Origin of the sequence: Rhodoferax sp. (assembly GCF_030653815.1) — a bacterium.
In the GTDB taxonomy this organism is placed as follows: domain Bacteria; phylum Pseudomonadota; class Gammaproteobacteria; order Burkholderiales; family Burkholderiaceae_C; genus Rhodoferax.
The window spans coordinates 156,275-176,900 of record NZ_JAURYQ010000015.1; the positions used below are offsets into that span (position 1 = coordinate 156,275).

14 protein-coding genes are annotated in these 20,626 nt (G+C 61.6%); 8 read left to right on the plus strand and 6 right to left on the minus strand.

Going from position 1 to position 20,626, the window contains the following annotated elements; translation table 11 throughout:
• Nucleotides 1-1,098: a transporter gene (locus Q7U49_RS05580; protein WP_304762955.1), complete on the plus strand. Its 1,098-nt coding sequence runs from the start codon at nucleotides 1-3 to the stop codon at nucleotides 1,096-1,098.
• 60 nt (nucleotides 1,099-1,158) lie between these two features.
• On the opposite strand, the gene lpdA is transcribed toward Q7U49_RS05580, so the two are convergent.
• The 3 genes from lpdA to aceE form a co-directional block, all read right to left on the minus strand.
• A complete protein-coding gene (gene lpdA, locus Q7U49_RS05585) occupies nucleotides 1,159-2,997 on the minus strand; it encodes a dihydrolipoyl dehydrogenase (RefSeq protein ID WP_304762957.1) in 1,839 nt (612 codons plus the stop codon).
• A 71-nt stretch (nucleotides 2,998-3,068) separates the two neighbouring features.
• Nucleotides 3,069-4,730, minus strand: a complete 1,662-nt coding sequence (aceF, locus tag Q7U49_RS05590; protein ID WP_304762960.1) for a dihydrolipoyllysine-residue acetyltransferase — start codon at nucleotides 4,728-4,730, stop codon at nucleotides 3,069-3,071.
• 135 nt (nucleotides 4,731-4,865) lie between these two features.
• Nucleotides 4,866-7,577, minus strand: coding sequence for a pyruvate dehydrogenase (acetyl-transferring), homodimeric type (gene aceE / locus Q7U49_RS05595; protein WP_304762961.1), 2,712 nt, complete (start codon nucleotides 7,575-7,577; stop codon nucleotides 4,866-4,868).
• 159 nt (nucleotides 7,578-7,736) lie between these two features.
• Here aceE and Q7U49_RS05600 point away from each other — a divergent pair, with 159 nt between their 5' ends.
• The 5 genes from Q7U49_RS05600 to Q7U49_RS05620 all read left to right on the plus strand — a co-directional run bounded on the left by Q7U49_RS05600 (nucleotide 7,737) and on the right by Q7U49_RS05620 (nucleotide 14,692).
• Entirely contained in the window at nucleotides 7,737-10,289 is a 2,553-nt protein-coding gene (locus Q7U49_RS05600; RefSeq protein WP_304762963.1) for a PAS domain-containing sensor histidine kinase, read from the plus strand.
• Nucleotides 10,286-10,912, plus strand: coding sequence for a response regulator transcription factor (locus tag Q7U49_RS05605; protein ID WP_304762966.1), 627 nt, complete (start codon nucleotides 10,286-10,288; stop codon nucleotides 10,910-10,912). Before Q7U49_RS05600 ends, Q7U49_RS05605 begins: the two co-directional genes overlap by 4 nt.
• A 78-nt stretch (nucleotides 10,913-10,990) precedes the next feature.
• The gene (gene folD, locus Q7U49_RS05610; RefSeq protein WP_304762968.1) at nucleotides 10,991-11,860 is read left to right on the plus strand and encodes a bifunctional methylenetetrahydrofolate dehydrogenase/methenyltetrahydrofolate cyclohydrolase FolD; all 870 of its coding nucleotides are present in this window, start codon (nucleotides 10,991-10,993) and stop codon (nucleotides 11,858-11,860) included.
• 69 nt (nucleotides 11,861-11,929) lie between these two features.
• Complete coding sequence (locus tag Q7U49_RS05615; RefSeq protein ID WP_304762971.1) at nucleotides 11,930-13,984, plus strand: M3 family metallopeptidase; 2,055 nt, start codon at nucleotides 11,930-11,932, stop codon at nucleotides 13,982-13,984.
• 12 nt (nucleotides 13,985-13,996) lie between these two features.
• Complete coding sequence (locus Q7U49_RS05620) at nucleotides 13,997-14,692, plus strand: DUF4124 domain-containing protein (protein WP_304762973.1); 696 nt, start codon at nucleotides 13,997-13,999, stop codon at nucleotides 14,690-14,692.
• A 3-nt stretch (nucleotides 14,693-14,695) separates the two neighbouring features.
• Here Q7U49_RS05620 and Q7U49_RS05625 read toward each other — a convergent pair whose 3' ends face one another.
• Nucleotides 14,696-15,940, minus strand: coding sequence for a nitronate monooxygenase (locus Q7U49_RS05625; RefSeq protein ID WP_304762975.1), 1,245 nt, complete (start codon nucleotides 15,938-15,940; stop codon nucleotides 14,696-14,698).
• Between the two features lie 207 nt (nucleotides 15,941-16,147).
• Between Q7U49_RS05625 and Q7U49_RS05630 the strand changes: the two genes are divergently transcribed.
• The gene (locus Q7U49_RS05630) at nucleotides 16,148-17,053 is read left to right on the plus strand and encodes a CoA transferase (protein ID WP_304762978.1); all 906 of its coding nucleotides are present in this window, start codon (nucleotides 16,148-16,150) and stop codon (nucleotides 17,051-17,053) included.
• 12 nt (nucleotides 17,054-17,065) lie between these two features.
• Here the strand turns inward: Q7U49_RS05630 and ispF are convergent, their stop codons facing one another.
• Nucleotides 17,066-17,542 (minus strand): 2-C-methyl-D-erythritol 2,4-cyclodiphosphate synthase, encoded by a 477-nt coding sequence (gene ispF / locus Q7U49_RS05635; RefSeq protein WP_304762979.1) that lies wholly within the window; start codon nucleotides 17,540-17,542, stop codon nucleotides 17,066-17,068.
• A 30-nt stretch (nucleotides 17,543-17,572) separates the two neighbouring features.
• A complete protein-coding gene (gene ispD / locus Q7U49_RS05640; protein WP_304762981.1) occupies nucleotides 17,573-18,298 on the minus strand; it encodes a 2-C-methyl-D-erythritol 4-phosphate cytidylyltransferase in 726 nt (241 codons plus the stop codon).
• Between the two features lie 106 nt (nucleotides 18,299-18,404).
• Between ispD and Q7U49_RS05645 the strand changes: the two genes are divergently transcribed.
• The coding region (locus tag Q7U49_RS05645; protein WP_304762983.1) for a DEAD/DEAH box helicase at nucleotides 18,405-20,626 on the plus strand (2,222 nt) is incomplete at its 3' end.

A 20,626-nucleotide genomic window follows, 5' to 3' on the forward strand; every position in this document is an offset into this window, starting at 1 on the left:
ATGCCTTTTCAAGTCCTTCGTGCCGCCACCCTCCTGCTGGCAGCAGCTTCTGCCAGTGCTGTGCTGGCGGCGGAAGATTTTCGAGTTCGCTACAACCTGGCAGGCAGCCTCGGCGGTGAGATTTTTGCGCCACAAAGCAGCTCGGGCTGGATCGGCGCGCTGGCTTACACCTACATCGATGGCCGAAAAGTCACCGGGGACGACGGTAACAAGCTTGGCACCACCACGCCGCCAGGCACCGTGCCTTTGTCCAGGCAAGCAACACCACTGGACCCTGTGTACAACGCCAACCGGGTGGCGCTGCAGACCAGTGGCCATGCCAATGTGATGGCACTGGCGCTGGGCTACATCACCGAAGAACGCTACGGCGGTGGTCAACTCATCTTCGGCACGCTGCTGCCCCTTGCGCAAAACGCCTCGGAGGTGCGGGCCAGCGCAGCATCACCCACGCTCAACTGGCCGCACCCGACGCAGCCGGTGGATACAACAAAAGCCATTGTTCAAGGGCAGTTCGCAACAGGCTACCAGAGCCAACTGTCGGACCTGGCCGCTGCGGAAAGCGGCAAAATCTCGGGTATCGGTGACATTGAACTGGCGGCAGGCTGGATGCGTCAAGACGGACCCTGGAAATTTCGGGCCGGCGCCGCATGGGTGCTGCCCACCGGGGCCTACAGTGCGACCAAGCGGCCCAACATCGGCTTCGGTAACTATCACACCCTGAGGCCCGAAGTACAGGCCACCTACCTGCCCTCGGCAAAGATCGCGCTCTCGGGCAAGCTGATCATGGGCTTTAACAGCCGGAACAAGGACAGGCAGTTGAAAAGCGGCAACTGGATCGGGCTCGAGGCCGCTGCCGGCTACATGACACCGATCGGCCCCGTCGGTCTGCATGGCGTGCACGTCAGGCAGTACCAGGACGACCAAAACAACCTGATGTTCGGCAGCAGCCGCCTGCAACTCACCGGACTCGGTGCCTTCTTCACCAACCGGCTTCCGGTCATCGACACCATCGTCACGCTGCAGTACATGGTGACCACCCATTCACGCAACGCCCGACATTCCAACTTTTCACAGTTGCGGCTCGTTCAGCAGTTTTAGGCAGCAAAAAGCCCGAACCGTTTCGGGTTCGGGCTTTGCGCAATTGCCGTAATTAAGAGTCTATTTCTTGGCCGGCGGCAAATCCGTGCAACTGCCGTGCGCCACTTCGGCCGCCATGCCGATGCTCTCGCCCAGCGTCGGGTGCGGGTGAATGGTTTTGCCGATGTCGATGGCGTCAGCGCCCATCTCAATGGCCAGCGCCACTTCGCCAATCATGTCACCGGCGTGGGTGCCGACCATGCCGCCGCCCAGAATCTTGCCGTGGCCATGCGCCTCGGGGCTGTCGTCGAACAGCAGCTTGGTGACACCTTCGTCGCGGCCGTTGGCAATGGCGCGGCCCGACGCATTCCAGGGGAACAGACCCTTTTTGACCTTGATGCCCTGGGCTTTCGCCTGGTCTTCGGTCAGGCCCACCCAGGCCACTTCGGGGTCGGTGTAGGCCACACTCGGGATCACACGGGCATTGAAAGACGCAGCCGCCAGCTCCTTGTTGCCCTGCAGTTCACCGGCAATCACTTCTGCCGCCACATGGGCCTCGTGCACCGCCTTGTGCGCCAGCATGGGCTGACCCACGATGTCACCAATGGCGAAGATGTGGGAGATGTTGGTGCGCATCTGGATGTCAACGTTGATAAAGCCACGGTCCGTGATAGCCACGCCAGCATTTTCGGCGGCAATTTTCTTGCCGTTGGGCGTGCGGCCCACGGCTTGCAGAACCAGGTCGTAGACCTGCGGCGCGGGCGCCGTGCCGCCCTCCTCAGCGGGTGCAAACGTCACCTCGATGCCTTCAGGCAAGGCACGGGCGCCCACCGTCTTGGTCTTGAGCATGATGTTGTCAAAACGCGGTGCGTTCATCTTTTGCCAGATCTTGACCAGGTCGCGGTCGGCACCCTGCATCAGGCCGTCGAGCATTTCGACCACATCCAGGCGCGCACCCAGCGTGCTGTAGACCGTGCCCATTTCCAGGCCGATGATGCCGCCACCCAAAATCAGCATGCGCTTGGGAACTTCCTTGAGCGCCAGCGCACCCGTGGAGTCCACCACGCGCGGGTCGTTGGGCATGAAGGGCAGGCGCACTGCCTGGCTACCGGCGGCAATGATGCACTTCTTGAAGGCGATGGTTTGGGTCTTGCCGGTCTTTTCCTGCGAGGTGCCGGTGGTCTCCTCGACCTGCACATGGTTGGCACCGACAAAAGCACCGTAACCACGCACGACAGTCACCTTGCGCATTTTGGCCATGGCGGCCAGACCGCCAGTGAGCTTGCCGATGACTTTTTCCTTGTGACCGCGCAGGGTGTCGACATTGACCACCGGCTTGCCAAAGTCCACGCCCAGCGCGCCCAAGTGACTCACTTCGTCGATGACGGCGGCGACATGCAACAGTGCCTTGCTCGGGATGCAACCCACATTCAGGCAGACACCGCCGAGTTGGGCGTAGCGCTCGACCAGAATGACCTTGAGGCCGAGGTCGGCAGCGCGGAACGCTGCCGAATAACCACCCGGGCCGGCGCCAAGCACCAACAGGTCGCAGTCCAGGTCGGCGCTGCCGGCAAAGCTGGCCGCCGCTGGCGCGTTGACAGGTGCGGCAGCCGGCGCAGCGGCTTGTGGCGCGGTCGGTGCGGCGGCGGCTGGCGCCTGAGCAGCCGGGACAGCAGCCGCGTCAGAAGATTCCAGTACCAGCAGCAAAGAGCCCTCGCTCACCTTGTCGCCCAGGGCAATCTTGAGTTCCTTGACCACCCCCGCGTGGCTGCACGGGATTTCCATGGAGGCCTTGTCAGACTCCACGGTGATCAGGCTTTGTTCGGCTTTGACGGTGTCGCCGGGCTTGACCAGCAGTTCAATGACGGTGACTTCGGCGAAGTCGCCAATGTCGGGGACCTTGATGTCGATGAGTGCCATTTTTTTCTTTCTCGATTTAATCAGTTGGGGTCAGAGCACGTTCGCTTCGCGAAGTGGTCTGACCCGCAAAATTACAGGAGCACCCTGCGGAAATCGCCCAGAATCTGACCCAGGTAGACGTTGAAGCGGGCCGCAGCGGCGCCGTCGATCACGCGGTGGTCCCAGGTCAGGCTGAGCGGCAGCATCAGCCGCGGCTGGAAGGCTTTGCCGTCCCAGACCGGCTCCATGGTCGACTTGCAAACCCCCAAAATGGCGACCTCGGGCGCATTGATGATGGGCGTGAAATAACGCCCGCCAATACCGCCCAGGCTGCTGATGGTGAAGCTGGCGCCCGACATTTCAGCCGGGCTCAACTTGCCGTCACGCGCCTTCTTGGCCAGTTCGCTCATCTCGGCGCTGATCTGGAAGATGCCTTTTTTGTCAGCGTCCTTGATCACCGGCACCATCAGGCCGTTGGGCGTGTCAGCGGCAAAACCGATGTGGAAATACTGCTTGTAAATCAGTGCATCGCCGTCCAGGCTGCTGTTGAACTCGGGGTATTTCTTGAGCGCGGCCACGCAGGCCTTGATCAGGAAAGCGAGCATGGTGACCTTGATGCTACTCTTCTCGTTTTCCTTGTTGGTGGCAACGCGGAAGGCCTCCAGGTCGGTGATGTCGCAGTCGTCATGGTTGGTGACCGCCGGAATCATGATGGCATTGCGCAGCAGGTTGGCGCCGCTGATCTTCTTGATGCGCGACATTTCCTTGCGCTCGATCGGACCAAATTTGGCAAAGTCGACCTTGGGCCACGGGATCAGGCCAAGCTCGGAGCCACCGCCGCCGGCAGCTGGCTTGGCCGCCTGCTGGGCCGCAATGGCCAGGGTTTGCACCGCGCCGCTCATGACCGAGCGCGTGAAGGACTGCACGTCGTGGTCGGTGATACGGCCCTTGAGGCCGCTGCCTTTGACCTCATTCAACGGCACGCCGAGTTCGCGGGCGAACTTGCGCACCGACGGCGACGCATGCGGCAGGCCGAGCGCAGGTGTTGCGGTGGGCACGTGGGCCGGCGCGGCAACGGCGCTGGCAACAGCAACTTGCGGGGGCGCCGCTGCAGCAACTGCCGACGCTGCCGGAGCCGATGCTGGCGCTGCGGCAGCGGGTGCCGCGGCCAGGCTGGCAGTGCCTTCCAGAATGGCCAGCAAGTCGCCAATGTTGACCTTGTCGCCAAGCTTGACCTTGAGTTCCTTGACGACGCCGGCTGTGCTCGACGGGATTTCCATCGAGGCTTTGTCCGACTCGACGGTGATCAGGCTTTGCTCAACCTTGACGGCATCGCCCGCCTTGACCATGATCTCGATCACGGTGACGTCCTTGAAGTCGCCAATGTCGGGGACACGCACTTCAACCGGGCCGCTGGCAACGGCCGGTGCTGCAGCGGGGGCTGCTTCAGGTGCGGCGGCTGACGCAGCTGGCGCCGCAGCGGCTGCGGGGGTTGGTGCTGCGGCGGCCGCTTCTCCAGCCGCTTCGAGCATCAGGATCAGCGAGCCTTTTTTAACCTTGTCACCCAAGCCGACCTTGAGTTCCTTGACCACACCGCTGTGGCTGGAGGGTATTTCCATCGAGGCCTTGTCCGACTCCACCGTGATCAGGCTTTGTTCCGCTTTAACGCTGTCGCCGGGCTTGACCATCAACTCGATGACCGTTACCTCATCAAAGTCCCCAATGTCCGGGACAGTTATTTCTATGATTGCCATGTTGTTCATCCTTAGTCAGTTGGGGTCAGAGCACATTTGCTGCGCAAAGTGGTCTGACCCGCAAGGTTTCAATCTCAGTTGGGGTCAGAGCACATTTGCTGCGCAAAGTGGTCTGACCCGCAAAGTTGTTTTGGCTTACGCGTAGAGCGGATTAACTTTTTCGGTGTTGATACCGTACTTGGCAATGGCCTCGGCCACCTTGGCGACCGGCACCTTGCCGTCTTCGCTGAGGGCCTTGAGGGCGGCAACCACGATGTAATGGCGGTTGATCTCGAAGTGCTCGCGCAGTTTGGAGCGGAAGTCGCTGCGACCAAAGCCGTCGGTGCCCAGCACCTTGTAGGTGCGGCCCTTCGGAATAAACGGGCGAATCTGTTCGGCATAGGCCTTCATGTAGTCGGTCGACGCCACCACCGGACCGTCATGGCTGGCCAGCTGCTGCGCCACGAACGACAGCTGCGGTGCATCGGTGGGGTGCAGCAGATTGACACGTTCACAGGCCTGGCCGTCGCGCGCCAGCTCGTTGAAGCTGGGGCAGCTCCAGACGTCGGCGCTCACGCCCCAGTCCTGGGCCAGCAACTTCTGAGCAAAGAAGCTCTCACGCAAGATGGTGCCCGAACCCAGCAGCTGCACGCGCGGCCCGCTGGCATTCGCATCACCGGGTTTGCACAGGTACATGCCCTTGATGATCTGCTCTTCGGTGCCCGGCGTGAGGCCGGGCATGGCGTAGTTTTCGTTGAGCAGGGTCACGTAGTAGTACACGTTTTCCTGACGCTCCACCATGCGCTTCAAGCCATGGTGCAGGATCACGCCGACTTCGTGGGCAAAGGTCGGGTCATAAGACACGCAGTTCGGAATGGTGCCCGCCAGAATATGGCTGTGGCCGTCTTCGTGCTGCAGGCCTTCGCCGTTGAGCGTGGTGCGCCCCGAGGTACCGCCCAGCAAGAAGCCGCGTGCCTGCATGTCGCCGGCGGCCCAGGCCAGGTCGCCAATGCGCTGGAAGCCGAACATCGAGTAATACACATAAAACGGCACCATGATGCGGTTGCTGGTGGAGTAGCTGGTGGCCGCCGCGATCCAGCTGGCCATGCCGCCGGCCTCGTTGATGCCTTCCTGCAGCACCTGGCCCTTGACGTCTTCCTTGTAGTACATCACCTGGTCTTTGTCGACCGGCGTGTATTGCTGGCCATCGGGGTTGTAGATGCCGATCTGGCGGAACAGCCCTTCCATGCCAAAGGTGCGGCCTTCGTCCACCAGAATCGGGACCACACGCGGACCCAGTGCCTGGTCGCGCAGCAACTGCGTTAAAAAGCGCACATAGGCTTGGGTGGTCGAGATTTCGCGGCCTTCTGCGGTGGGTTCCATCACACTCTTGAAGACCTCAAGCGCCGGCACGGTGAAGTGCTCGTCGGCCTTGGTGCGGCGGTGCGGCAAGTAGCCGCCCAGCGCTTTGCGGCGCTCGTGCAGGTATTTCATTTCCGGCGTGTCGTCGGCCGGCTTGTAAAACGGAATGTCGGCAATCTGGCTGTCCGGGATCGGGATGTTGAAACGGTCGCGGAAGATCTTGATGTCTTCGTCGGTGAGCTTCTTGGTCTGGTGCACGTTGTTCTTGCCCTCGCCGCTCTTGCCCATGCCAAAACCCTTGACGGTCTTGATCAACAGCACCGTCGGCTGACCCTTGTGATTCACCGCGGCGTGGTAGGCAGCATAGACCTTTTGCGGGTCATGCCCGCCGCGGCGCAGGTTCCAGATGTCGTCATCACTGAGCTTGGCCACCATCTCAAGCGTCTTGGGATCACGGCCAAAGAAATGCTTGCGCACATAGGCGCCGTCATTGGACTTGAAGGTCTGGTAGTCACCGTCGAGTGTGTCCATCATGACCTTGCGCAGGGCACCGTCCTTGTCGCGCGCGAGCAGCGGGTCCCAGTTGCTGCCCCAGATCAGTTTGATCACGTTCCAGCCGGCACCGCGGAAGGTGCCCTCCAACTCCTGGATGATCTTGCCGTTGCCGCGCACCGGGCCGTCCAGGCGCTGCAGGTTGCAGTTGATGACAAACACCAGGTTGTCAAGTTTCTCGCGGGCGGCCAAGCCGATGGCGCCCAAAGATTCCACCTCATCCATTTCACCGTCACCGCAGAACACCCAGACCTTGCGGTTTTCAGTGTTGGCAATGCCACGCGCATGAAGGTACTTGAGGAAGCGTGCCTGGTAAATCGCCATCAGCGGGCCCAAACCCATGGAGACGGTGGGGAACTGCCAGAACTCGGGCATGAGCTTGGGGTGCGGGTAGCTCGACAAGCCCTTGCCATCGGTTTCCTGGCGGAAATGCAGCAGTTGCTCTTCGGTCAGGCGGCCTTCCATGTAGGCGCGGGCATAAACACCAGGAGCGACGTGGCCCTGGATGTAGAGGCAGTCGCCACCGTGGTTTTCAGATTCGGCGTGCCAGAAATGATTGAAGCCGGCGCCAAACATGTGGGCCAGTGAAGCGAACGAGCCAATGTGACCGCCCAGATCACCGCCATCTGCCGGATAGTGTCGGTTGGCCTTGACGACCATGGCCATGGCGTTCCAGCGCATGTAGGCGCGCAGGCGTTCTTCGATTTCGATGTTGCCAGGGCAACGCTCTTCCTGGTCGGTCTCGATGGTGTTGACGTAGCCGGTGTTGGCCGAGAACGGCATGTCAATGCTGCTTTGGCGGGCATGCTCCAGCAACTGCTCAAGAAGGAAGTGGGCACGCTCGGGGCCTTCGCTTTGAATCACGGCGCTCAAAGCGTCCATCCATTCGCGGGTTTCCTGGGTGTCGGCGTCTGGCGCGGAAACGCCTACTCGGCTCTCGGGTGTAACTGACATGTGTTGTCTCCTGTATTGTTCGGCCCGTGAATGGTAGTGGAATTTACCATTTTGGGGGCTGATCAAATTTTAGCGGGATTGATCATAAATTTCAAATGGTGTTTATGTTTTTTGTATTATGAAATAAATATTTCATGACGACTCTCCTACACTCGCACCATGCCGTTGCCAGAAAACCTCTTCCTTCCCAAGGCCTTGCCAGCCTCCCCACTGCAGCGCCTGAAAACCTGGTGGTCGCGCCTGACGCCCCAGCGCCAGGATCGCTTTGCCATGCTGGCACCGTTGGCCGCGGTGGTGCTTTTTCTGGTGGCCATCCTGTCTGCCTTTGCCTACCTGCGCCTTGAAGAAATTTCACGTGAGCGCGAGGCCATCAGCCGCGATGTGGAGTACACCCAGCAGCGCCTGCGTTTGCGCCTGCTCGAACAACAGGAACAGCTGGGGCGCTTTGCGCGGGAGGTCGCCAGCCGGGAGATCAGTCACCAGGACTTCCTGAACCGCGCTGAGGCTTTGGTCAACCTCTACCCGGAGGTGCAGGGTCTGGCCTGGATCGATGAGCGGCGCCGCGTCAGGGTGGACTACCACACAGCCAATCGGCCGATGCCGCCGCAAAAGACCAATGAATCCGCCAAGAACAGCACGCAATCCGCCGACAACTTCGCGTTGGCGCGCCAGTTGCTGGTGCCGATTTATTCCGCACCACAAACGACGCCCGGACGCGACAGCATGCTGGAGCTGCATCTGCCGCTGATCGAACAAGCCAAATTCAAGGGCACCCTGCTGGCGCTTTATTCTGTGGACGCCTTGTTTCTTTACGGCATCCCCAACGAAATCAACGCCAAATACGCCATGTCCCTGCAGGACGCACAGGGCAAATTGCTGGCCGGAACCACCATTTCAGCAAGCCGTCTCAAGCGCCAGCTGTTGCCTTGGGCCAGCCCCATCAATGCTTATGAGATGCCGGTTTCCCCCATTGGCAACGGCTTGACGATTCAGGGCCAGGCTTACCGCACCTCACTGGGTGTGATCGGCAGTGGCCTGTTCTGGTTGGTCATGGTGCTGAGCGCCATCACTGCCTGGCTGCTGCTGGCCAACTGGAGTCACACCCGCAGGCGCATTCAGGCACAAGACGCGCTGGTGCAGGAAACCGCCTTTCGCCGCGCCATGGAAAACTCCATTCTGACCGGCATGCGCACCATGGACCTGCAGGGCCGCATCACTTATGTGAACACCGCGTTTTGCCAGATGACTGGCTGGAGCGAAGAGGAACTGGTGGGTCAAACCGCCCCTTTTCCCTACTGGCCGGAGGAGGATTACGAGATGCTCAAGCAGCGGCTCAAGGATGAATTGTCGGGCAACATCCTGCCCAGCGGCATCCATTTCCGCGTCAAGCGCAAGGACGGCGTCATCATCGAAGCCCGGCTCTATGTGTCCCCCCTGATCGATGCCTTTGGCCAGCAAACTGGCTGGATGACGTCCATGATCGACATCACGGAGCCGACCCGGGTGCGCGAACAATTGGCCGCCTCGTATGAACGCTTCACCACGGTGCTGGAAGCGCTGGACGCCTCGATTTCCGTCGCTCCACTGGGCAGCAGCGAGCTGCTGTTTGCCAACAAACTCTATCGCCAATGGTTCAGCGCCCAGGCTGACGGTCACGTGCAACTGGTGGCCGAAGCCGGCGTGCCACCGCCCGTGGCCAGTGATGAAACCCAGGACGAGGTGGATGCCTTTGCCGGTCTGCCCACCAACCAACTGGCCGACAAGGAGGCTGAAAGTGCCGAGATCTACCTGGGCACGCTGGGCCGCTGGCTCGAGGTTCGCACCCGTTACCTGAGCTGGGTTGATGGCCGCCTGGCGCAAATGGTGATTGCCACCGACATCACGGCCCGGCGCAACGCCGAACAACAGTCGCAGGTGCAAGCCGAGCGCGCGCAAACCGCCAGCCGCCTCATCACCATGGGTGAAATGGCGTCCAGCGTGGCCCATGAACTCAACCAGCCGCTCACCGCCATCAACAACTATTGCAATGGCATGGTGTCGCGCATCAGGAGCAAGCAGATCAACGAGGACGAACTGCTGGGTGCCCTGGAAAAAACAGCCAAGCAGGCGCACCGCGCCGGCCAGATCATTCACCATATCCGTTCCTTTGTGAAACGCAGCGAACCCAACCGCACCCTGTCCAACGTGGCCACCATGGTCACCGAGGCGGTGGAACTGGCAGAAATCGAGCTGCGCCGGCGCAATGTCAAACTCAGCCAATACCTGGTGCCCAGGCTGCCCATGGTGCTGGTTGACCCCATCCTGATCGAACAGGTCTTGCTCAACCTGCTGAAAAACGCAGCCGAGTCGGTCGATGCGGCGCAACGCCCGACCGCGCAACGACTGATCAAGCTGACCGTGGCGCAAGCCTATGTCAATGACAAGCCGGTCATCGAGTTCAAGGTCGTCGACTCCGGCGCGGGCATTTCACCCGACATGATGGAACACCTGTACGAGGCGTTTTATTCCACCAAGGCCGAGGGCATGGGCATCGGCCTGAGTTTGTGCCGCTCCATCGTGGAATCGCACATGGGTCGAATGAAAGCCGAGAACCTTTACAATGGCGCAATCGTGACGGGCTGCTGCTTTACCTTCTGGATTCCGGTCGCCGAGCCCCTGCCGACAGCGCCCACAAAGCGTTTTGTCCAACCCACCTTGCAGATACCACCATGAGTTTGATCCCCAAAAAAGGCACTGTGTACGTCGTTGACGACGATGAGGCCGTGCGCGACTCCTTGCAATGGTTGCTGGAGGGCAAAGACTACCGCGTGCGCTGCTTTGACTCCGCCGAGTCTTTTCTGAGCCGTTTTGACGCACGTGAGGTAGCCTGCCTGATCGTTGACATCCGCATGGGTGGCATGACCGGCCTGGAACTGCAAAACCGCCTAATCGAGAACGGCTCGCCGCTGCCACTGGCCTTCATCACCGGCCACGGCGATGTCCCCATGGCCGTCGACACCATGAAAAAGGGGGCCATGGACTTTATCCAGAAACCCTTCAACGAAGAACAATTGGTGCCTTTGGTTGAGCGCATGCTCGAACAGGCCAAGGATTCGTTTGCGGAATTTCAAAATGCCCTCAACCGCGACGCCCTGATGGGTCGCCTGACGCTGCGCGAGTCCCAGGTGCTGGAACGCATCGTGGCGGGCCGTCTGAACAAACAAATTGCCGACGACCTTGGCATCAGCATCAAAACGGTGGAGGCGCACCGCGCCAACATCATGGAAAAGCTCAGCGCCAACACCGTGGCTGACCTGCTCAAAATTGCGCTGGGACCCAACGCCGTCAAGGCCTGAGCACCCCATCACCCGGCCTCTAGCCAACATGCCCGCCCCTTTTCGGACCAGCGGGCTTTTTTTATGGATGACATTGACATGACCACTCACAGCCCCAGCGCCCACATCATCGATGGCGTCGCGCTCTCCAAAAAGCTCCGCGCGGACCTGGTCGCCCGGGTCCAGGCCCTCAAGGCACGCGGCGTCACGCCAGGCCTGGCGGTGATTCTGGTGGGCGACAACCCGGCCAGCGAGGTCTATGTGCGCAACAAGGTCAAGGGTTGTGAAGACTGCGGTTTTCATTCGGTTCTGGAGAAATTTGACGCCAGCTTGACCGAGCCAGAACTGCTGGCGCGCATTGCCGCCCTGAACGCCGACCCCGCCATTCACGGCATCCTGGTGCAATTGCCGGTGCCCAAGCACATTGACGCCACCAAGGTGATCGAAGCCATTTCGCCGTTGAAGGATGTCGATGGTTTTCACGTCGCCAGCGCCGGTGCCCTGATGACCGGCATGCCGGGTTTCTGGCCCTGCACGCCGTATGGCTGCATGAAGATGCTGGAATCCATCAACTACGACCTGCGTGGCAAACACGCCGTGGTGATCGGCCGCTCCAACATCGTCGGCAAGCCCATGGCCCTGATGCTGCTGCAAAAAAATGCCACCGTCACCATTTGTCACAGCGCCACACCCGACCTCAAGGCCTTCACGCTGCAGGCCGATGTGATTGTGGCCGCTGTGGGCAAACGCAATGTGCTGACCGCCGACATGGTCAAACCCGGCGCCGTGGTGCTGGACGTGGGCATGAACCGCAACGATGAAGGCAAGTTGTGCGGTGACGTCGACTTTGCCGGCGTGCGCCAGGTCGCCAGCGCCATTACCCCGGTGCCGGGCGGGGTTGGCCCCATGACCATTACCATGCTGCTGGTCAACACCCTCGAAGCCGCTGAACGCGCTGCAAACAACTAACTAATGTCTTTGCGGGACAGACCGCAGTTACACGAAGTGAACCAGCTCTGTCCTCAACCAATTAAATGTATGTCCAATCCCCTGCTCTCCTTTGAAGGTCTGCCGCACTTTGACCAGATCGGTCCGGAGCACGTTGAGTCGGCCATTGAACAACTGCTGGCCGAAGCCAACGCCGCACTCGAAGCTGTCACAGCGTCCGACTTTGCACCCAGCTGGACCGGCATTGCCGTGGTGCTGGACGTGGCCACCGAGCGCTTGTCACGCGCCTGGGGCAGCGTCAGCCACCTCAACAGCGTGGCCGACACGCCTGAACTGCGTGCCGCCTACAACGCCGCCCTGCCCAAGGTCACCGAGTTCTACACACGCCTGGGCGCGGATGAACGGCTCTATGCCAAGTACCGCGCCATCAACCCGGAAGCCCTCAACAGCGAACAGCGCCAGGCGCTCAAAAATGCGCTACGCAACTTTGTGCTCGGTGGTGCCGACCTGCAGGGCGCTGACCGTGAACGCTTTGCGGCCATTGCCGAACGCCAGGCTTTCCTGGGCCAGAAGTTCAGCGAAAACGCCCTCGACGCCACCGACGCCTTTGCCTATTACGCGACGGACGCCGAGCTTGACGGTCTGCCCGACGACGTCAGGCAAACCGCCCGCAACGCCGCCCAGGTCGACGGCAAGGAAGGCTACAAGCTCACCCTGAAAATGCCGTGCTACCTGCCGGTGATGCAGTTTGCCAGCAGCAGCGCGCTGCGCCAGACGCTGTACCGTGCCTATGTCACCCGCGCCTCCGACCAGGCCGGCACCGACCTGAGTCAGTTCGACAACACCGACATCATCAACGAGCTGCTGGCGCTGCGCCTGGAAGAAGCCAAGTTGTTGGGTTACCCCAATTTCGGCACGCTGTCGGTGGTGCCCAAAATGGCCGACTCGCCTGAGCAGGTGGCAACGTTTTTGCGTGACCTGGCCCAGCGCGCCCGCCCCTTTGCCGAGCAGGACCTGGCCGACCTGCGCAGCTTTGCCAAGGAGCAGTTGCACCTGACCGAGCCGCAAGCCTGGGACTGGCCTTTCATCAGCGAAAAGCTCAAGGAAGCGCGTTACGCCTTCAACGAGCAGGAAGTCAAACAGTACTTCCCGCTGCCGCGCGTGCTGGCCGGCCTGTTCAACATTGTGCAAACCCTGTTCGAAGTGTCCATCCGCGAAGACCATGCGCCGGTGTGGCATGAGTCGGTGCGCTTTTTCCGCATCGAGCGGGCCAACGCGCAAGGCGGCTCCGAGCTGGTCGGCCAGTTTTACCTGGACCCGCAGGCACGCAACGGCAAGCGCGGCGGCGCCTGGATGGACGACGTGCGTGCGCGCTGGCTGCGCCCCGACACGCAGCAGTTGCAAACCCCGGTGGCGCATCTGGTGTGCAACTTTGCCAGTGGTGTCAACGGCAAACCGGCCTTGTTGACGCACGACGACGTCACCACGCTGTTCCATGAATTCGGCCACGGCCTGCATCACCTGCTGACGCAGGTTAACGAGCGCGACGTCTCGGGTATCAGCGGCGTGGAATGGGACGCGGTGGAACTGCCCAGCCAGTTCATGGAGAACTTCTGCTGGGAGTGGGACGTCATCAAAAAAATGACGGCCCATGTGGACACCGACGCGCCACTGCCGCGCGCGCTGTTCGACAAGATGCTGGCGGCCAAAAACTTCCAGAGCGGCATGCAGACGCTGCGCCAGATCGAGTTTTCGCTGTTTGACATGCTGCTGCACACCTCACATGATCCGGCCCACGACATCATGCCGCTGCTGCAACAGGTGCGCCAGGAAGTGGCCGTGCTGCTGCCTCCCGCCTGGGCGCGCACGGCGCACACCTTCAGCCACATCTTTGCCGGTGGTTATGCCGCCGGCTACTACAGCTACAAATGGGCCGAGGTGCTCAGCAGCGACGCCTACGCCGCTTTTGAGGAGACCATGGGCGCAGACGGTTTACCAAACATTGAAACTGGGCAAAAATACCGCCAGGCCATTCTGGAAGCTGGCGGCAGTCGACCTGCCATCGAGTCGTTCAAGGCGTTTCGTGGCCGTGAGCCCACCCTGGATGCCTTGCTTCGCCATCAGGGGATGACGCAAACCGCTTAAGGAGGACAACCGATGCAAACACCTATTCCTGCAAATCACGCGGCATGTTCCGGCGTACCCGAAGTGCCGCGCTGGCTGTTGGTCGGGCTGTGCAGCAGCATCCTGCTGGGGGGGGCGGCGCAGTTGCAGGCGCAAACGGTTTACCGCATCGTCGGACCCGACGGTCAAGTGACGTTTTCGGACATGCCAGGCGGTGCATCGGCCAGCAAGGTGAGCCCGGTGGACAACACGGCGGCAGCGGCTCCAGCAGCCGCCCCGAGCGGCGCCGCGCTGCCCTTCGCGTTGCGCCAGGTCGTCGGCAAATACCCTGTCACGCTTTACACCAGCAACAATTGCGCACCTTGCGACAGTGGCCGCAAGCTGTTGCTTGGCCGCGGCGTGCCATTTTCAGAAAAAACCATCAGCTCGGTACAGGATGCCGAGGCTTTTCAACGCTTAAGCGGCAGCAACTCTTTGCCTTTCCTGTCCATCGGCAACCAGCAGGTGGCGGGCTTTTCGGCGTCGGAGTGGACCGACTATCTGACTGCGGCAGGCTACCCCGAGCGCAGCAGCTTGCCAGCCACGTACCGGGCACCCCAGGCTGCGCCGCTGGCAACGCCGGAGAAACCTGTCGCGCCAGCCAGCGCCCCAGCGCCCGCAGCCCCGGCACTGCCGCCGGTCACCGACATCAAGATCAGCCCCAGCAACCCGACGGGCATCCAGTTCTAGGAATCAGGCCGGCAGTGCGATCTGGTGATCGACGCTGTACTGGTAGTCCTTGAAAATGTGCTCGGCACTGAGTGTCTTGTAGGTGCCATCCGCGTTGCGCGTGGTGGTGTCCTTGAGGCGGTAGGTGTAATGCCCGCAGGTCCAGAGCTTGAAATTGCGCATCTGCGTGCACAGGCAGGTCTTGTCCGTGACCGAGATGTTCTTGCCATCGGGGTGCAGGGCGAGCTCCCGGTTGTACGACGTGATGTAGGCGCAATTGCCGTTGCCGTCGAGCAAATACCCGTAGGACTCGCAACCCGGCCGAATGCCGTCGCCAATGGCGGGTGAGCCCTTGAGCATGCGCATCGGGTAGCCGGTGGGCGAAATGGTGTTGACCTCGATGTCGTCCTCGTTGGCAAGGAAATAGTCCTGCTTGACGTCGGCCGGCAGACCGCATTCGTTGGCCACGGTAAAGCGCGTGGCCACCTGCACTGCGGCAGAGCCGGCCTCGAGAAACGACACCGCATCGCTGCCGGTGAAAATGCCACCAGCGGCAATCACCGGGATGTTGAGTTGCTCGTCCTTGACGTACTGGATGACCTCGGCAATGATGGTCGCCAGGTCGTATTGCGCCCAGTCCAGGCCAAAGCCCAGGTGACCACCAGCCAGCGGGCCTTCCACAATCACAAAGTCTGGCAAGCGGTTCAAACGGGCGTTTTTGCGCAGGAACAACTGCAAGGCACGCACGCTGGAGACGATGATGCCCAGCTTGGCATCGCGAAAACGCGGGTGGTCGGCAATCAGGCCAAACGAACCCAGGTGCAGACCGGCGCTCATGGTGATGCCGTCAATGCCGGCATCCAGGGCCGAGGCCATGCGCACCTGCAGCGTCTCGCGCGGGCCGTTCATGGTGAGCTTTTCCATGCAGTTGACAAAAATCAGGCCATCGCCCTTTTTGGCTTCCATGGTGGCGCCCACATGGCGACGGGTGGCGTCGGCAAGCACATCCAGATCGAACTTGACGCCGGATTTATCGGCGTTGTTGATGTTGTACTTGTATTGCTTGGTCTTGTCCTTGACAAAGCTGGTGTCAAAGCGCCGGTCCGAGACATCGTTCACCATGGCATCCGAGATGTGGCCAATGCCACCCAGCCGGGCCGCTTCCAACGCCAGCTCTGCGGTTGAAATATCCACACCCATACCGCCGACCATGATCGGAACGTACTCTTTTTGACCGAACTTCAGGCGAAAATCATCAACACGTTTCATGAAAATCCTTGAGCGAATCAACCGCTTCTAGAGGCTCCGCCAGACCAGGGCAAGCGCATGTCGGACGGCAAAAAATGGCAAGATGAAATGATCTTGCTGACCCTCAATTCTAACCACCCCACCCTATGGCAGCTGGCAGGCCCGCTTTACCCATGATGGCCTCACGTGCTTGACAATAGACGCTCAACAAGACCGCTACATGACGCCATGGCCACCTCTCCCGCAAGCCCGCAAGCCCTCAAGGGCGTAAACATCCTCAGCCTGAGCCTGAATCTGCCCGGGCCGGCCGCCTTGTTGCGGCTCAGGCAAATGGGCGCCAGTTGCGTCAAGTTCGAACCCCCGGCTCCGGCCAACGCGCCCGCCGGCATCACGGGCGATCCGATGAGCCTCTACAGCTGCGCGGCCTATGACGCCCTGCACGCTGGCATCCGTGTCGAGACGGTCGACCTCAAGACCGAGGCCGGTCAACACCGGTTGCATAGCGAGCTGGCCAACATCGACGTGCTGTTGACCTCGTTTCGACCCAGCGCCTTGCGCAAGCTGGGGCTGGACTGGGACGGCCTGCACCAGCACTGTCCGGCGCTGTCGCTGGTAGCCATCGTCGGTGCACCAAGCCCGCAGGCCGAGTTGCCTGGCCACGACCTCACCTACCTGGCTGAAAACGAGCTTGTCACCGGGCTCGACCTGCCCGCCACGCTGTACGCTGACATGGGCGGTGCGCTGATGGCGGTGGAGGCCGTGTTGCAGGCGGTGCTGCTGCAAGGGCGAACTGGTCAAGGGCATCGTTTTGAGGTCGCCCTGTCGCAAGCCGCTGCCCATCTGGCCCAACCGCACCACTGGGGCCTGACCCAACCGGGCACCCTGCTGGGCGGCGGCCACGCCGGCTACCAGCTTTACCGTTGCCTGGACGGCCGGGTGGCGCTGGCCGCGCTGGAGCCGCATTTCGCCCGGTCCCTGTGCACTGCTGCGGGGCTGACCTGGACCACGCCCGCCATGATGATGGAAGCTTCAACGCGCCAGGCCATCGCCGGGTTTGTGGCGCAGCGCAGTTGCCAGGCGCTGCAGGAATTAGCGCTACAGCACGACATCCCGCTGCACACGCTGCAGAACTAAAAAACGCTCAGGTTAAAACGTCAGCAACACCACCGCGCGCGCTTCCATGGCCTGGCCCAGGCCGACCGGGCCCATTTTTTCGGCGGTCTTGGCTTTGACGTTGACCTGATCCAGCTCGATGCCCAAAGTCTGCGCGACACTGGCGCGAATGGCCGGCATGAAGGGCATCAACTTGGGCGCCTGGGCGATGATGGTGCTGTCGACGTTGCCAATCTCGAAACCCCTGGCGCGCACCTGGCGGGCGACCTCACTCAGCAGCACCCTTGAATCAGCGCCCTTGAACTGGGCATCCGTGTCGGGGAAATGCGTGCCGATGTCGCCCAGCGCCGCCGCACCCAGCAGGGCGTCGGTGATGGCGTGCAGCAGCACGTCGGCGTCCGAATGGCCCAGCAGTCCCAAGTGGTGCGGCACCTCGACACCACCCAGCATGAGCTTGCGCCCGGCCACCAGCGCGTGAATGTCCCAGCCTTCACCGATTCTGAAATTCATTTAATTTGCCTCTTGCATTGACTCATATTCCTAGGCCTGGCGACTCTGCAGCAGCGCCTGCGCCAGCGCAAAATCTTCCGGGTAGGTGACCTTGAAATTCTGCGCACTGCCCACCACCAGTTTTGGCGCCAGGCCCATGGCTTCGATGGCGCGGGACTCGTCTGTGACGGTATCGCCCGCCAGCTCCAGGGCTTCCAACAAGCTGCCAATGCGGAACATCTGCGGGGTTTGTGCCAACCATTTATCGTCACGTGGCAAGGTAGCTGCCACCCTGCCCGACTGCGCTGCCTTGAGGGTGTCGGGCAGTGGCAAGGCCAACAGACCGCCGACTTCGTCCTCCAGGCAGGCGTCAAGCAACTGGTCTATTTGTGCGGGGGTGATCAGGCAGCGCGCCGCGTCGTGCACCAGCACCCAGTCATGCGGCACCGCGCCTTCTGCCAGCAGGGCGCTCAAGCCGTTGAAGACACTGCCGGCCCGGGTGGAACCGCCGCAGGGTGCGATGAGAAATGACGCATTTTTCGCCTCTGGGGTTTGAAAAAACGTGTCTTCCGGTGATACCACCACCAGGGTTTGGTCGATGCGCGGGACCTCGGCAAAGGCGGCCAGGGTGTGCATCACCATGGGCTGGCCCGCCAAAGTCTGGTACTGCTTGGGGCCTGCCGCGCCAGCGCGCGAGCCCGTGCCGGCACAGGGAATGAGCGCCCAGCAGCGGGGTGCGGCGGTGGGTGCAAGGGCAATGTCGGTAAGTTCTGTCATGGTGTGGCCTGCATTCTAGAATCGAGCCCACACACCCTGCCAATCTTTGCGCAGGGTTTTGGCGTTTTTATCGCGCCCATCGACACTGACGGACTGCTCGCCTTTCATGGATTTACCCAAACTTAGCCCCGGCAAACGCTACACCTTGCCGCGCCCGGTCGGCTCGGCCGATGCCCTGCTGCTGGCGCAACTGGCCTTGCGCGACAAGACGAAACACCAGGTCACGGCCATCGTCACCGCAAACGCCCTTGACGCCCAGCGGCTGATCGAGGAGATGGCGTTTTTTGCGCCCGCGCTGCGCTGCGTGTTGTTCCCGGACTGGGAAACGCTGCCGTATGACACTTTTTCGCCGCACCAGGACCTGATCAGCGAACGCCTGGCCACGCTGTGGCGCATTAGCCAGCGCGACCATGACACCGGGGCCGATGTGGTCATCGTGCCGGCCACCACGGCGCTGTACCGGCTGGCGCCACCCTCCTTTCTGGCCGCCTACACCTTTCAGTTCAAGGTCAAGCAGCAGCTCAACGAGGCCAAGCTCAAGGCACAGTTGACATTGGCCGGCTACAGCCATGTGACGCAGGTGGTAAGCCCCGGCGAATATGCGGTGCGCGGCGGTCTGATCGACCTGTTTCCCATGGGCTCGCTGGTGCCGTACCGGGTGGACTTGTTTGACGACGAGATCGACAGCATTCGCACCTTTGACCCCGACAGCCAGCGCAGCCTGTACCCGGTGCCTGAGGTGCGGCTGCTGCCCGGACGCGAGTTTCCGATGGATGACGACGCCCGTGCGCGCTTTCGGGGCCGCTGGCGCGAACTGCTCGAAGGTGATCCGACGCGCAGCCGGATTTACAAGGACATGGGCACGGGCGTGGCCACGGCGGGCATCGAGTACTACCTGCCACTGTTTTTTGACGAGACCGCGACCGTTTTTGACTACCTGGGCGAGGCCGCCACGGTGGTGCTGCACGGCGACCTGGAACCGGCCTTTGCGCATTTTTGGCAGGACACGCGTGAGCGTTACCGGCTGGTGCAGGGCGACCTGGAGCGGCCGGTGCTGCCACCCGACGCCCTGTTTTTAAGCACCGAGCAGTTTTACGCCCGGGTCAACCAGCATGCCCAGCTGGCGCTGCGCACGGCGGTGGACGAAGTAGCCGACAGCGCGCATTTTGTGCGCCTGGGCGACCTGACCGTGGTGCGCGGGGCCGAGGACCCGCTGGCCAAACTCAAAACCCACATCCGCAACACGCAGCAGCGCGTGCTGGTGCTGGCCGAAAGCGATGGCCGGCGTGCCAGCCTGCTCGACTTTTTGCACAGCAGCCAGTTCGACCCGCCATCTTTTGACTCGCTGGCCGAGTTTCAGGCGAGCAAAGAGCCCATTGGCATTGCCACCTCCGGCCTGGCCACGGGCTTTGCCTGGCTTGAGGCGGGCATTGACTTTGTCACCGAGACCGAACTCTTTGCCGCCGGCCCGACCACGCGCCGGCGCAAGAAACAGGAGCAGGTGAGCGACGTTGAAGCGCTCATCAAGGACCTGAGTGAACTGAAAGTGGGCGACCCGGTGGTGCATTCGGCCCACGGCATTGGCCGCTACCGCGGCCTGATCAACCTGGATATCGGCAACAAGCTGCCCAACGGCGAGCCCGAGGTGCAGGAATTTTTGCACCTGGAATACGCCGACCAGGCCACGCTCTATGTGCCGGTGAGCCAGTTGCAACTGATCAGCCGTTACACCGGCGTCAGCCCCGACGAGGCGCCCTGGCACAAGCTGGGCAGCGGCCAGTGGGAAAAGGCCAAACGCAAGGCCGCCGAGCAGGTGCGCGACAGCGCCGCCGAACTGCTCAACATCTACGCCCGCCGCGCCGCGCGCGAAGGCCATGCCTTCAGGTACTCGCCCGCCGACTACGAGGCCTTTGCCAATGAATTCGGCTTTGAGGAAACCGCCGACCAAAAAGCGGCCATCCACGCGGTGATCCAGGACATGATCAGCCCGCGCCCGATGGACCGGCTTGTGTGTGGTGACGTTGGTTTTGGCAAGACCGAAGTAGCCCTGCGCGCCGCGTTTGTTGCCATTACCGGCGGCAAACAGGTGGCGTTTTTGGCCCCGACCACGCTGCTGGCCGAGCAGCATTACCAGACGCTGGTGGACCGCTTTGCCAAATGGCCGGTGAAGATTGCCGAGATGAGCCGCTTCCGCTCGGCCAAGGAAATTACCGCTGCCGCCAAAGGCCTGGCCGATGGCAGCGTGGACATTGTGGTGGGCACACACAAGCTGCTGAGCGAGTCGGTGAAGTTCAAAGACCTGGGCCTGCTCATCATTGACGAGGAGCA

Excerpts from the sequence above, each read along its gene's own strand:
- Q7U49_RS05580 (WP_304762955.1), top strand. The coding sequence starts at position 1 with ATGCCTTTTCAAGTCCTTCGTGCCGCCACCCTCCTGCTGGCAGCAGCT.
- lpdA (WP_304762957.1), bottom strand. The coding sequence starts at position 2,997 with ATGGCACTCATCGACATCAAGGTCCCCGACATTGGCGACTTCGCCGAA.
- aceF (WP_304762960.1), bottom strand. The coding sequence starts at position 4,730 with ATGGCAATCATAGAAATAACTGTCCCGGACATTGGGGACTTTGATGAG.
- aceE (WP_304762961.1), bottom strand. The coding sequence starts at position 7,577 with ATGTCAGTTACACCCGAGAGCCGAGTAGGCGTTTCCGCGCCAGACGCC.
- Q7U49_RS05600 (WP_304762963.1), top strand. The coding sequence starts at position 7,737 with ATGCCGTTGCCAGAAAACCTCTTCCTTCCCAAGGCCTTGCCAGCCTCC.
- Q7U49_RS05605 (WP_304762966.1), top strand. The coding sequence starts at position 10,286 with ATGAGTTTGATCCCCAAAAAAGGCACTGTGTACGTCGTTGACGACGAT.
- folD (WP_304762968.1), top strand. The coding sequence starts at position 10,991 with ATGACCACTCACAGCCCCAGCGCCCACATCATCGATGGCGTCGCGCTC.
- Q7U49_RS05615 (WP_304762971.1), top strand. The coding sequence starts at position 11,930 with ATGTCCAATCCCCTGCTCTCCTTTGAAGGTCTGCCGCACTTTGACCAG.
- Q7U49_RS05620 (WP_304762973.1), top strand. The coding sequence starts at position 13,997 with ATGCAAACACCTATTCCTGCAAATCACGCGGCATGTTCCGGCGTACCC.
- Q7U49_RS05625 (WP_304762975.1), bottom strand. The coding sequence starts at position 15,940 with ATGAAACGTGTTGATGATTTTCGCCTGAAGTTCGGTCAAAAAGAGTAC.
- Q7U49_RS05630 (WP_304762978.1), top strand. The coding sequence starts at position 16,148 with ATGGCCACCTCTCCCGCAAGCCCGCAAGCCCTCAAGGGCGTAAACATC.
- ispF (WP_304762979.1), bottom strand. The coding sequence starts at position 17,542 with ATGAATTTCAGAATCGGTGAAGGCTGGGACATTCACGCGCTGGTGGCC.
- ispD (WP_304762981.1), bottom strand. The coding sequence starts at position 18,298 with ATGACAGAACTTACCGACATTGCCCTTGCACCCACCGCCGCACCCCGC.